Origin of the sequence: Paraburkholderia phenazinium, from assembly GCF_900141745.1 — a bacterium.
GTDB lineage: Bacteria > Pseudomonadota > Gammaproteobacteria > Burkholderiales > Burkholderiaceae > Paraburkholderia > Paraburkholderia phenazinium_B.
The window spans coordinates 2,252,327-2,265,426 of record NZ_FSRM01000002.1 but is presented as its reverse complement, the minus strand read 5'-3'; the positions used below and the strand labels follow the sequence as shown (position 1 = coordinate 2,265,426).

The following is a 13,100-nucleotide window of genomic DNA, read 5'->3' as shown; positions in this document are numbered from 1 at the left end:
CGAAGGAATCAGCCTGCAAGCCAGCCTCCTTCGATCGGCATCAACGCACCCGTGATCTGGCTTGCCGACGGGGAGCACAAGAAGACGATCAGATCGCCGACATGTGCCGCATCGATCAACTCGCCCGTAGGTTGCTTTCCCTTTAGAAACTCATGCACCGCATCGTCACGACTTAGCCCGCGCACATCCATCAACTCGTTGATGCGACCGTCGATGTTCGGTGTCAGCACCGAGCCCGGGCAGATTGCATTGCACGTAATGCCCTGATTGAGCGTCTCGATCGCTACCGAGCGTGTAAGTCCGAGCAATGCCGTCTTTGTCGTCACATAGTCGACGCGATTTGCCGTCGCGCGTGCGCCGTACACGGAGGTCATATTGAAGATGCGCCCCCAGTTACGCTCGCGCATGCCGGGCAACGTCAACTGGATGGCGCGAAACGCTGCCGTAAGATTGACGGCCAGTGCGTTGTTCCAATGCTCGATAGGGAACGACTCAATGCCCGCGAAATGGCGCACCACCGCGTTGTTGATCAACACATCGATCGTTCCAAGCTGCGCACGAGCCGACTCGACAAGCGCATCGACGCCGTCGATTGCCGAAAGATCGCCGCGCAAGTAATGCACCCCAACATCGAACGACGTAGCGAGTTCGCGAGTCGTATGCTCCATACCTTGTGCGTCTTCCAGACCATGCAGGACGATATTGCAGCCCGCCGCTGCAAGCGCCCTCGCCATGGCCAGACCCAGTCCATCCGACGAACCGGTCACGAGCACATTTTTGCCTTTTAGCGCCATGTAATCTGTTCCTCAGCGCGGCGCAGCATCGAGACGCACAATCCAGCCTTCCGTCTCGCGATCATGTGCCGGGTAACGCGCAAGCACATCCGGATCGTGACCAGGAATCACATGATTCGGCGACGCGGCGAGACGATGGGCGGTTTCATAGCCTTCCAGCATGTCGCCGACGTTATACACAATCGGGAACGGCCGATGCTCCTGCATGTTCGCGTAGAAGTGCGATGCATCCGACGCCAGCACGACCCATCCGCGCTCAGTATGGACGCGCACGATCTGTAGACCGTTCGTATGGCCGCCGACCCAATGCACGGTGATGCCCGGTGCCACCTCCGATGCGCCGTCATGAAACCGCACGCGTCCATCGAACAGACGGCCGACCATCGACTTCACATCTTCCGGTTCGAACGGGTGGCTGAGCGCGTGATGGCACATGCAACGGCCCGTGCAATAGGCCATCTCGCGGTCCTGTACGTGATATCGCGCATGCGGAAACAGCGCGTGGTTGCCCGCATGATCGTAGTGCATGTGGGTGATGATCACGTCCTCGACGGACGCAGCGGCGATGCCGATTTTCTGCAAACCGCGCTCAACCGAGTTGGTAATCGTGCGGCCGCGTTTGTCGGCCATGGGTTGATCGAAGCCGGTGTCGACGATAAATGTACGCGTATTGCCGACCACGGCCCACACGAAGTAATCGAGCGGCATCGGGACATCATGCGAATCGCCGCCGATAAAGTTGTCGCCTGAGCGGCGCTCGAAATGTGCGTACTTGACTGCAAAAATCCGGTAATTCTCGATCTGCGATGACATGTCTCGGGTGTCCTCGTGATGGATGATTTGCAACTTGGCGTTTCAACCCGCCCTTGACTCTGCGGCGTCCGGTTTCATCTGATTGCTCCGGCTGCGCCGCTCTCGATTGCGTCAGGCGATGCAATGCCCGCTTCCTCTTCGATGGCTTCGAGCGAGCGCCGTTTTGTTTCCGCACCGATCAGGCCAACGATCAACGCCTGAGCAAGCAGCGTTCCGACAATCAGCGTCAGCACGCCGGCGATGCCGAACCTCATGAACGATGCTGCGACTGCGTAAGGAATCGCGATGCTAACGGCCCGCCCAACCGTATTCGACAGCCCCGCCCCGCGCAGCCGCAAGCGGGTCGGAAACAGTTCGGGGACATACGTCGCCACACTGAAAGAGGACAGCACGTAAATGCAGCACGTAATCGCAAAGCCCAGCGCGGCAATCGCAACGGCGGACTGCGCGAATGGATAGGCGACGCCAAACGCCGCGCAGATCAGCGAAAACAGCACGATTCCCCATTTTCGCCCCGTCCGCTCGGCAAGCAGAAACGCGATCAGCGAACCGACCGGCCCTCCCGCGAACATGACGGCCGTCAGCCCCAGCGAATTGGACACGCTATGCCCCTGCTTGACGAGGAACGTCGGTATCCAGCTGACGAATGCGTAATTGACCGTGAAAAGCGCCACCAGCACCGTAATGCCGGTAATGGTGCGGCCCAGCAGTTGCCGGGAAAACAGTTCGCGGAGCTGGCCGTGATCTTCCTGATCGATGCGGCGTGGAGCCGCTTCGTTTGCATGGGAGGTGGCGGCATCCACGCCACAGGCAGCTTCAATACGCGTCACGATGCCTGAGGCTTCCTCGGCGCGGCCACGCGCTTCGAGCCAACGCGGCGACTCCGGCATCGACTTGCGCAGGAACCACACCACCAGTGCCCCGCAGCCGGCGATCGCGAACATCCAGCGCCAGCCGTAGTGGGGAACGATGAGCCAGCCGAGAAACGTCGAAAGAAACAGCGATGTGTTGATGATGAGGTTGAGGATGGTGCCGAAACGGCCGCGCCAGACGGCCGGAATGAACTCGCTGAGCGTGCCGTAGCCCACCACGATTTCCGCCCCCATCCCAATCCCCATGATGAGGCGGAAGGCAATGAGCCATGGCATCGACGGCGCAAACGCAGCCGCAATCGAAGCAAAGCCATAGATGCCGAGGTTGAACTGATAGCAGAAGCGACGCCCGAAGCGGTCGCCAAGGACACCTGAGAGCCATGCTCCGGTCATCATGCCGATGAACGTAACGGATACGAAGGCGGCGTTGAGACCGAGCGTGGATTCGCCGCTATGGATCATCGCGGCAAGCACGCTGCCTGCGATGTAAATGTCGAACGAATCGAAGTACATGCCGGCTGCGATCAGACCGAGCAGCCGCCAGTGGAAGCCGGACAGCGGCAGGCCGTCCAGACGTGCTCCTACGCTTGCATAGCCCGGCATGATGGCGTCTCCGTCTCTATCAGTCTTTGCCCACGAGCCGCCCGGCACCCCGGATAAGACGGCAAACGTAAAGCTGATAAGTCAGTCTATACGCCTGTCATACAATCCGTCAAGAAGACGAATGTTCGTGTTGGCTGACAATGCGAAAATACTTCATGAATGCGGCTCCTCTCAAGCGTGCCCGCCTTCGCGGCGGCCACGCTGTCGTAGTCGGCAATGTCGACTTTCTCCGTATGCACCGCGCCCTTGCCAACGGCGTTCAGGTCGGCGCTCGCCTGCTCCGGGGTCGCCTCGTTGATGTCCCACACAACCAGCTTCGCCCCGGAAGCGAGAAGCCGGCGGCCGACCGTCAGCCCAATGCCCTGCGCGCCGCCTGTCACGATAGCGACACGGCCCGGCGGACGGTTGCCTGCGTACGAAGTGATCTTCGAACAATGACACCGTCGTATCGAGCACCAGAGCGAAAACGGTGAGCAGCAGAAAGGGAGCCATCGACAATCCAGGGATCGTCATGGCGGTGCGAACGCTGATAGAGGATGATCTGTGCAGCGGACGGCTGGTGGCACCGTTCGAACTTCGGGTGCCGACGCCGGGTGCGTATTATCTCGCCTGCTCGCAGGTTAGCTCGGCGTCGCCGCAATTGCTTGCCTTCGAAACGTGGCTCGTTCAGGAGGCCCTGGACTTTGAAAAGGCCCTGTTGCAGCGCGTGCCGGAGTGAAGGAAGGCAACGGCCAAAACTGAAACCCGGGCCACCGTAAACCTGACTATCAATAGAGACCCAGGGTGCGCGCATGCAGGCGCGCGAGACCCAGCAACGCATCGATAAACGGTGTCGGCACATCCGTGATCTGCCCCAGTTCTCGCACCGCGCCCACCAAAGCATCGATCTCAACCGTCTTGCGAGCCAGAACGTCCTGCAGCATGGATGTTTTCATCGCGCCCAGTTTCAACGTTACTGCATGCCGATCGCTAGGCTGTTGATCGATGGTGATGCCGAATCGCGCACCGATCTCCTTTGCCTCCAGCATTGCGTGCGTAACGAAGCCGCGTACCAGGTCGTCGCCCAGAATCTTGTCGGTGGTGGCGCCTGTTATCGCGCTGATCGGGTTCATTGTCATGTTGCCCCACAGCTTGTACCAGACGTCCCGCTGAATCTGGTCTGACGCCGAGGCGTTAAAGCCGGCTGCCGCGAACGTCTCCACGAGTTTCGCGACCCGCTCGCTCGGCTGTCCGGATGCCTCGCCGAGGATGAGTCCGTTACCCTGGTGATGCCGGATCACGCCCGGCGCGTCCTGCAGGCAACTTGCGTGCACCACGCAGCCGACCGTCTGCGCGCTGGGAATCGCTGCTGCTATGGCGCCCTCCGGATCCACCGATGTCAATCGCTTACCCGCAAAGCCCGAACCGAGACCATCGCAGAACCACCACGGAATGCCGTTCATTGCCGTGATGATCGTGGTGTTTTCGGTCAGCAACGGCGCGATGCCGGCAGCAACCGCAGCCATCGCCGGCGCCTTCACCGCGACGATCACGATATCCTGAGGACCAAGGTCCGCAGCGTGCTCGCTGGCCGCGACTGTCGATGCCGTCGTCTTGCCACCCTCCACGAGTTGCAGGCCGTTTTCCCTGAGCGCGGACAGTGTTGCGCCTCGCGCGATCACGCTGACGTTATGCCCCGCCTGTGCAAGCCTCGCTCCCATCCAACCGCCAATGGCGCCGGCACCGTAAATACAGATCTTCATGCTTGAATCCTTGTAGCGGGTTTCAACCCGGTCAAAGCCTGGCGGTCTGGTCATTCTATGCCGCTTCGACCTTGCCGCCCAAAGTCCGGTAACGTGACGGCGTCACGCCTATCAGACGCTTGAAAACACGCTGGAATGCAGCGTTCGACTGATACCCCACCATCTCTCCGATCTCGGCGACACCCACGTTCGACTCAAGCAGTTTGTGCCCGGCGAGCGTCATCCGGATATCGGTCAGCATGTCGGTCGCGGAGCGGCCGATCACATCCTGGAACTGTCGTACAAACGTCGCTCGCGACATATTGCACAACGAAGCAAGCTGGTCGAGCGTCCATGGCTTGTCCGGTGTTTCGAACATGGCCGTGACCGCAGGTTGCAGGCGCGGCCGTGCCGCGAGAGAGAGCAAGCCATGCGGCGGTTGCGAGCCGCCGCTTGCAAAGCGCAACGTCAAGGCGAACAGGGCGGCCGAAAGATGGTTGATGAGAGCCTCGCTGCCCGGCCCTTCGTCGACCGACTCCTCACGCATCAGCTCGATCAACCGTGTAAGCCGCGTGCTCGCTGGCGTTCCTGTGGCTTCGCTACTGCCGTTCGCGGTGCCGCCAGCGCTTTCAGCGCTGTGTACCACGAGGCGTCCGGGTAAATGCTCGCGCAGCAGCCGGTCAGGCACGGCACCAATCAGAAACCGGCCACACAGGATGTCCGCACGCGCGCCCGAGCCTTCGTTCTCTGCGATCAGCAACGAGACGTCTTGCCGTTCGACTGGCGGCGCCGGTGGACGTCCGCTGCCATCGTGGATCCGATGCGCGCCGCCGGTCGGAAACAGGACGATGTCGCCTGCAATCAGCTGCTCGGCAGGACCGCTCCCATGCTCCAGCACCGCCTCACCCGAAAGCAGCACGTGGTACGGAATCTCGCGCACGGCGGCGCTGCCCTGCGCAATCGCCCACGGCGCACCGAAATGACAGCGCACGTCCAGACGGCCGCTGACGGGGATAAGGGCGAGGACTCGACTGAGCAGATCCATATGAGCCGCTTGAGCAGATTCTTGAGTCGGTTGAGGATTAGCGCCGAGGGGGTACGCGCCTAAAGTTACAGGTAATCAAGCAGCAGATTCTACCCGAGCATGTCTCGATGAGCCTGCGGTGCTTCTCCCTTCATCGCATCATGGTTTCGAGGAATTCATGAACACAGTCCAGACCGATGTAGCCATTATTGGTGCCGGCAGCGCCGGTTTGCCGGCGTATCGCGCCGCGAAGGCAGCCGGCGCGTCCGCGATTCTCATTGAAGGCGGACCGCATGGTACGACGTGTGCACGTGTCGGGTGCATGCCATCGAAACTGCTGATCGCCGCCGCAGAGGCAGCGCATGCCGCGCAGCACACGGCGCCGTTTGGCGTGCACGTCGACGGGACCGTTCGGGTCGACGGCCGCGAGGTCATGCAACGGGTGAAGAGCGAGCGCGATCGTCTGGTCGGTTTTGTGCTCGATAGCGTCGACGCGATTCCGGCTGCCGACAAGTTGACTGGGTATGCCCGCTTTATCGACGACGGCCTGCTGCAGGTTGGCGACCACACGCGTGTAAGGGCACGCAGCGTGGTGATCGCAACCGGTTCGTCGCCGGTTGTCCCGGCGAAGTACCAGGCGCTTGGCGAGCGCGTCATCGTCAATGACGACGTGTTCGAATGGTCGGACCTGCCGCGCAAGATCGCGGTGATCGGCGCAGGCGTCATTGGGCTCGAACTGGGACAGGCGCTTGCCCACCTCGGCGTAGACGTGACAGTGATCGGCGCGCGCGGACGCGTTGGCCCCCTTACGGATCCGGCTATCAAGGCGTATGCCGAACGGACCTTCCAGAACTCGTTCCGTTTCGAAGCCCAGGCCGAAGTAGAAGTGGCAACGCGCGTGGGTGACGCGGTGCAGATCCGCTTTCGGACCGGCGCTGGAGAGGTTGTCGAGGACACGTTTGAATATGTGCTGGTTACGGCTGGCCGCAAGTCGAATTTCGAAAAGCTTGCACTGCATAACACTTCTCTTACGATCGATAAGCACGGTGCCCCTATCTATGATCCGCTTACGCTGCAGGCAGGGGCGCACCCTGTGTTCATTGCCGGCGACGCAAATGGCGTCCTGCCGCTATTGCACGAAGCCGCGGACGAAGGTCGCGCCGCGGGGACAAACGCTGCCCGCTTCCCGGACGTCGCACCGTTGAAGCGCCGTGCGTCGATCGCCGTGCTGTTTTCGAACCCGGGCATTGCGATGGTCGGCGCGCGACACGCCGATCTGGAACCGGGCACGTTCGCAACCGGCGAAGTCAGCTTTGAAGACCAGGGACGCAGCCGCGTGATGTTGAAGAATCGCGGCTTGATGCATGTGTATGTGGACAAGGCGAGCCGGCAGTTTCTGGGCGCGGAGTGGATCGGTCCGGATGCCGAACATATTGCCCACCTGCTTGCCTGGGCACTGCAAATGAAGCTGACAGTGGATGCAATTCTTGAGATGCCCTTCTATCATCCAGTGGTTGAAGAAGGTTTGCGCACGGCACTACGGCACGCTGTGGCCGCGTTACAGTTGCCTTGAACGCGTCACTTCATAAACAGCTTCCCTAGCAACAGCAGTCGTAACGTAGCGACGAAGAGCGCCAGAATCGCGACGTTAAGCAGCACAAACAGCGGCAATGCAAGGACATCGACCGCCGGGTGAGCATGCACGCTAGCCGCGTGCATGCTGGCGAGCACCAGCGCGGTCGCCCCGAAGCTGAAGGCCCAGTACGAGGGCGAAAATCCCGTCTCCACGAACCAGTGCAACAGGCGCGATAGCAGCAGCAACTGCAGGACCGCGTAGCCAAACAGGCCCAGAAACACCATGTCGATGCTGTTGTGGGAAATTGAAAGGTACGCGATCGAAGCCACGGCGGGCGGCGCAAGCTGGATGCCCAAGGTGGGACGAATCGCGTGCGCCAACGGCTCGGATGTATAAAGCCGGTTGGTAATCACCGACTCGAGCGCAAGCCACGAGAAAAGACCGGCGCCGAAAAACAGCTTGGCCGCGTCTGCATATCCAATCGAACTCAGCGCGATGGAGGACACGAAATTGCCCGCCACGGTGGGCAGATACATGACGGCGGTCGTGTCTTCGTGCCTGCGGCCGCCGCGCAATAGCGCGCCGGAGCGGTACGTAGAAAACCCAAGCTGGCCCGCCGCGCCCAATATCACCAACACGGACCCCGCGCTATCGCTCCAGGTGGCCACCCACGCTCCGACCAGGACCGTCGAAACCGGCACAAGCCCGATGAAACAGCAATGTATGGGGTGTTCGAACTCCGTCATCGCGTCGTCGTGGTCGCGCATCCACTTGGTTACATAGCCAACCAGTAGAACAAGCCATACCACTGCGGTCAGTGTAAAAAGTGCTTCGCCAATCCTCGCGTCCACGCCCCAGACCACATGGGCAAAACGCCAGCAATTGCTCAACCCTGCCATTCCCAGGACGATTCCGAACGAAGAGGCCGGAACGGAAAAGTGACGCACTTGCGGAGACACCGAAACAGTGGACATGACTTCCTCCGAGGGCTGATGTCGGCCGGGGCCGGGCTTGCCCGTCCAGACGTATCAACACTATAGGCGTCACTGTTCGGCACGCAACCAGAAGTTAGTCGCAGCACACCTTGGCCAGCGAACGGCGGCAGCAAGCGGTTCGTGCAGGAGCGTCGTTAGGTGCCCTCAGGTAATCGCCCCGATCTGCCACGGCACGAACTCGTTCTGTCCGTAGCCGTGAACCTCGCTCTTGGACATCGTGCCGGAAGCGGTGGCCAGCATCAGTTCGAAGATTTCCTGCCCCAATTCGTCGACGCTCTTCTCCCCATCGAGGATCGTGCCGCAATTCAGGTCGATGTCTTCTTCCTGCCGCTTCCACAACGCGGTGTTCGTACCCAGCTTCAACGAGGGCGAAGGCGCGCAGCCGTATGCGGAACCACGTCCTGTAGTAAAGCAGATCAGGTTGGCACCGCCTGCGACCTGCCCCGTTGCCGAAACCGGATCGTAGCCGGGTGTGTCCATGAAGACGAGGCCATGTGCGCTGACGGGCTCGGCGTAGCGATACACGTCCACAAGGTTAGTCGTACCGCCCTTCGCTACCGCACCCAACGACTTCTCCAGAATAGTCGTCAGGCCTCCTGCCTTGTTGCCCGCCGACGGATTGTTGTTGAGGTCGGCATTCATCCGCGCGCAGTAGTCTTCCCACCAATGGATGCGTTCGACCAGTTTCTCGCCCACTTCCACCGAGACCGCACGGCGCGTCAGCAAATGCTCTGCACCGTATACCTCCGGCGTTTCGGAGAGAATCGCGGTCCCGCCATGCGCAACCAGACGGTCAACCGCAGCGCCAAGCGCGGGGTTCGCCGTGATGCCCGAATAACCATCGGAGCCGCCGCATTGCAGGCCGATCACGAGATGGCTGGCATCGACCGGTTCGCGCTGTACCTGATTCGCTTCGACAAGCATCGCCTTGACGGTTTCGATTCCCGCCGCCACCGTGCGCGCGGTGCCACCGGTGGCCTGGATCGTCATCGTCTTGAGCGCGGCGCCTGGCGTCAGGCTTTCGCTACGCATGAGACCTTCGATCTGGTTGGTCTCGCAACCCAGGCCCACAATCAGCACCGCGGCGAAGTTCGGATGCCGCGCGTAGCCGCCGAGCGTGCGGCGAATCAGGCCAAGCGCCTCGCCTTCGGCATCGACCGCGCAACCCTGGCCATGCGTCAAGGCAACGACGCCATCCACGTTTGGAAATGCCGCAAGCGCTTCGGGATGGATATCGCGCCGGAAATGGTCGGCTATCGCGCGCGCTGCGGTCGCCGAGCAGTTCACTGAGGTCAGAATGCCAATGTAGTTGCGAGTCGCGACACGTCCGTCGGCGCGCACGATCCCCATGAAGCGCGCGGTTTTAGTCTGCGGTTCCAGCGGCTTCGCGTCGGCGCCATAGGCGTAGTCGCGATCGAATTGTCCCATCGACAGATTCTGCATATGGACGTGCTCACCCGCTTCGATCGGACGACTCGCAAAACCGATGATCTGCCCATAGCGCCGCACCGGGGCACCCGTTTCAATTGCACGTACAGCCACCTTGTGGCCCGCGGGGATCAGGCCGCGCACTGCAAGACCGCCGCCAATCTGCGCGCCCGTGACCAACTGGTGCCGCGCGATCACCACGTCATCCTGCGGATGCAGGCGCACCACCGGCTCCGCACTTGCGGATACATTGCCGGCGGATCCGGCCGCGGTATTTTCAGCCTCGAACGTCATGGTGATTTCTCCAGTTCTTTAAAGCCACGAGGGGAACAGGCCACTCTAAGCCTGCCTCTGCCAAACTTCCAATCGCACCTTGAGTACAATCGATTCCAAATGGTTATGAGCTAATTGGTGCTTACCCTATGTCCAGATCGCCCGCTGTGCCTCCCCCGAGTGTGCTGAGCCGACTACGTTTCAAGCATCTCCAGCTGCTCGATATTCTCGGACGCACCCACAATCTGCGTATCGCGGCCGAGCAAATGCATATGACCCAACCCGCCGCAACGAAGATACTGGGCGACATCGAGTCCATGTTCGGCGCGCAATTGTTCGAGCGTTTGCCGCGGGAAATGCGGCCCACCGATCTCGGCGTGCTGTCTTTGCGTTACGCGAGTGCCGCCGTGGCCGATCTGGGCAAGTTCGCCAGCGAGTTCCACACCATGAAAAGCGGCGGCTATGGCCACCTCGCGATCGGCGCCATTACCGCATCAACCGCGCAGGTCGTCGCCGCGGCGATCAAGGAAATCCAGCAGCAACGGCCGCGGCTCATCGTCAGGCTGATCGACCAGAGCAGCGACCAGTTGGCGATCTGGCTCGAAGAGAAAAAACTCGACCTGATGATCGGCCGTCTGACCGAAGCGCGCCAGGAGACCCTCTTCAACTTCGAAGACCTGTCTGCGGAGCCGGTGTGGGTCGTCGTTGGACGGCATCATCCGCTGCTCAAACAGGCGTCTGTCGAGATCGCCGATCTCGGCGCATGGCCGTGGATTCTCTATCCGCCGGCCACGGCGATCCGCCATCTGTTCGACGAGACCTTCGCCGCCGCCGGGATGCAAGCGCCCGTCGGCATGGTCGAAACGCCATCGATCTTCTCGACGCTCGAACTGCTGCAGGCCACGGACATGATTTCGCTGCAGCCGCGTGCCGCCGTCGCGAAGTATGTCCAGAGCGGACTGCTCGGTCAGCTCGTCGTGCCTATCCGGCGCACCATGACGAACTATGGCGTCATCACCCGCAAGAACGAAATTCCGTCGCAGCCCGCTCAGGAGTTCATGGCGATCCTGCGCACCACCGCCGAGCGGCTCGGCGATCACGTCGCTGTGCCACGCACAGCGACATAAAGCGAGTACAGCGAAGTATTCGCGGCAATAAACAGGCGATTGCGATGCAGGCCGCCGAAGGTCAGGTTAGCCACCACTTCCGGCAACAGGATCTTGCCGAGCAGCGTGCCGTCTGGCGCGTAGCAATGCACGCCGTCGAGCGCACTGGTCCAGAGGTTGCCGTACTCGTCCACTCGCATGCCGTCGGGAACGCCCTGCTCGATCTCGACGAACACACGCCCGTTGCTCAGCTTGCCGCCCGCCACATCGAGAACGCGAATGTGATGCGGTGCTCCTTCGATATGCGAGGCCGCTGAATCCGCGATGTAGATGCGGCTCTCGTCCGGTGAAAAGGCAAGCCCGTTAGGCTTGACGAATTCGTCCGACACCAGCGTGACTTCGCCGCTTCCGGGCGTCACGCGATACACGTTGCAGCGGCCAATCTCGCTGTCGGCACGACCACCTTCGTAATCGCTAAGGATGCCGTAGTCGGGGTCCGTGAACCATACCGAGCCATCGGATTTGACGATTACGTCGTTGGGCGAATTCAGCCGCTTGCCCTGATAGGCGGAAGCGAGCACGGTGATGCTGCCGTCGTGCTCGGTACGCGTCACACGGCGCGCGCCGTGTTCGCAAGTGACAAGCCGCCCTTCGCGGTCACGCGTATTGCCATTGGAGAAATTCGAATTCGCGCGAAACGTGCCCACACCCATGTCGGGCGCCCAACGCAGCATGCGGCTGTTAGGGATGTCGCTCCAGACGAGGTAATCGCCCGCGGGAAAATATGCCGGGCCCTCGGCCCACAGACAGCCGCCGTATAGCTTTTCGAGCTGTGCGTTCGGTTGCAGTAAGGCGCGAAAACGTGCATCGTGAACTTCAAAGTCTTTAGGTTCCATTGTCTTTGTCTTCCCATTGCACTTGAGATTAAGCCTGGGCTAACCGAGGCTCGAACCGTTGCGTTTGATCTTGCGTTACTAGTAGCGCGCCGAGCGGCCGCCTGCCGCCACCACGACGACAATAATCAGTACGCCGTACGCAATCGAGCGCACGCCGGCACCCGCGCCCAACGCGTTGAGCACAGCATTGGTGAGGAACAGGAACATCGAGGCGCCCCACACACCGATGACCGTCGCGCGGCCACCGGTGACCTGAGTGCCGCCGATCACCACCACCGCAATCGAGATCAGCATGTATTCGACGCCCATATCCAGCGTCGCGCCACCCGACACGGCAGCGAGCAGTACACCTGTGAGCGCCGCAATGCCACCGGACAGCATGTACACCTTGCAACGCGTCGCCTCGACACCCACGCCCGCCAGCCACGCCGCTCGCGGATTCTGGCCGACCGCGGAAAGACCGCGGCCGAATACCGTCAGATGCAGCAGGACCGCAATCACAACCGACAACGCCAGCGCGATCAACGCGAGATGCGGCACACCGAGCAGGTGACCATTGGCAAATGTCTCGAGCGCGACAGGCGGCGCGTTCATGCCGCTGCTTTGCGTGATCGCCACCGACTGGATAATGAAACTCGACGACAACGTCGCAATGATCGGCGGGATACGAAGCACACGAATCAGCAGATAGTTCGCGAGACCGACGACGACACCGGCAGCGAGTGCAGCAACGAAGCCGGCGAGAATGCCATACGCGCCCATCACGTGAACGCCGATCATGCCCGCGAGCGCAATGACGGATGGCACCGACAGGTCGATATTGCCCGGCCCCGACGTGATGACGAGCATCTGCCCCAGACCGACCAGCACCATGAAGACGCCAAACACCAGCGCCGTCAACACGACGTTACCGGCAATGGAAATCCCAAACACGACCGCGATGAGGATGCCTACGCCGATCGCCCCGACGAAGGACCAGACCCACGGCGCGCGCAGCAT

General features: G+C 61.3%; 13 protein-coding genes. 3 read left to right on the top strand and 10 right to left on the bottom strand.

Translation table 11 applies throughout. The annotated features are described in order from the left end of the window. Positions 1-8: 8 nt before the first annotated feature. From BUS06_RS30055 to BUS06_RS30040, 4 genes are all read right to left on the bottom strand, one after another. Complete coding sequence (locus BUS06_RS30055) at positions 9-794, bottom strand: SDR family oxidoreductase (protein WP_074267983.1); 786 nt, start codon at positions 792-794, stop codon at positions 9-11. A 12-nt stretch (positions 795-806) separates the two neighbouring features. After that, complete coding sequence (locus BUS06_RS30050; RefSeq protein WP_074267982.1) at positions 807-1,607, bottom strand: N-acyl homoserine lactonase family protein; 801 nt, start codon at positions 1,605-1,607, stop codon at positions 807-809. 74 nt (positions 1,608-1,681) lie between these two features. Beyond that, complete coding sequence (locus tag BUS06_RS30045) at positions 1,682-3,082, bottom strand: MFS transporter (RefSeq protein ID WP_074267981.1); 1,401 nt, start codon at positions 3,080-3,082, stop codon at positions 1,682-1,684. Positions 3,083-3,168: 86 nt separating this feature from the next. Further along, the gene (locus tag BUS06_RS30040; RefSeq protein WP_074267980.1) at positions 3,169-3,462 is read right to left on the bottom strand and encodes an SDR family NAD(P)-dependent oxidoreductase; all 294 of its coding nucleotides are present in this window, start codon (positions 3,460-3,462) and stop codon (positions 3,169-3,171) included. Positions 3,463-3,551: 89 nt separating this feature from the next. On the opposite strand from BUS06_RS30040, the gene BUS06_RS30035 reads away from it, so the two are divergent. Further along, positions 3,552-3,800, top strand: a complete 249-nt coding sequence (locus BUS06_RS30035; RefSeq protein WP_143787681.1) for a type 2 periplasmic-binding domain-containing protein — start codon at positions 3,552-3,554, stop codon at positions 3,798-3,800. Positions 3,801-3,849: 49 nt separating this feature from the next. Here the strand turns inward: BUS06_RS30035 and BUS06_RS30030 are convergent, their stop codons facing one another. Both BUS06_RS30030 and BUS06_RS30025 read right to left on the bottom strand, forming a co-directional pair. Then, entirely contained in the window at positions 3,850-4,824 is a 975-nt protein-coding gene (locus BUS06_RS30030) for a 2-dehydropantoate 2-reductase (protein ID WP_074267978.1), read from the bottom strand. A gap of 55 nt (positions 4,825-4,879) precedes the next feature. Continuing rightward, on the bottom strand, positions 4,880-5,848 hold the full coding sequence (locus BUS06_RS30025; protein ID WP_074267977.1) for an AraC family transcriptional regulator: 969 nt from the start codon (positions 5,846-5,848) through the stop codon (positions 4,880-4,882). A 157-nt stretch (positions 5,849-6,005) separates the two neighbouring features. On the opposite strand from BUS06_RS30025, the gene BUS06_RS30020 reads away from it, so the two are divergent. Beyond that, a complete protein-coding gene (locus BUS06_RS30020) occupies positions 6,006-7,400 on the top strand; it encodes a dihydrolipoyl dehydrogenase (RefSeq protein ID WP_074267976.1) in 1,395 nt (464 codons plus the stop codon). A 5-nt stretch (positions 7,401-7,405) separates the two neighbouring features. Here the strand turns inward: BUS06_RS30020 and tehA are convergent, their stop codons facing one another. Both tehA and BUS06_RS30010 read right to left on the bottom strand, forming a co-directional pair. Next, entirely contained in the window at positions 7,406-8,377 is a 972-nt protein-coding gene (tehA, locus tag BUS06_RS30015; protein WP_074267975.1) for a dicarboxylate transporter/tellurite-resistance protein TehA, read from the bottom strand. A gap of 165 nt (positions 8,378-8,542) precedes the next feature. After that, complete coding sequence (locus BUS06_RS30010) at positions 8,543-10,120, bottom strand: UxaA family hydrolase (RefSeq protein ID WP_083611676.1); 1,578 nt, start codon at positions 10,118-10,120, stop codon at positions 8,543-8,545. Positions 10,121-10,248: 128 nt separating this feature from the next. Here BUS06_RS30010 and BUS06_RS30005 point away from each other — a divergent pair, with 128 nt between their 5' ends. Further along, positions 10,249-11,226, top strand: coding sequence for a LysR family transcriptional regulator (locus BUS06_RS30005; protein WP_074267974.1), 978 nt, complete (start codon positions 10,249-10,251; stop codon positions 11,224-11,226). On the opposite strand, the gene BUS06_RS30000 is transcribed toward BUS06_RS30005, so the two are convergent. After that, on the bottom strand, positions 11,196-12,101 hold the full coding sequence (locus tag BUS06_RS30000; protein ID WP_074267973.1) for an SMP-30/gluconolactonase/LRE family protein: 906 nt from the start codon (positions 12,099-12,101) through the stop codon (positions 11,196-11,198). The two genes, BUS06_RS30005 and BUS06_RS30000, sit on opposite strands and share 31 nt — an antisense overlap. 78 nt (positions 12,102-12,179) lie before the next feature. Further along, complete coding sequence (locus BUS06_RS29995; protein WP_254369089.1) at positions 12,180-13,100, bottom strand: ABC transporter permease; 921 nt, start codon at positions 13,098-13,100, stop codon at positions 12,180-12,182.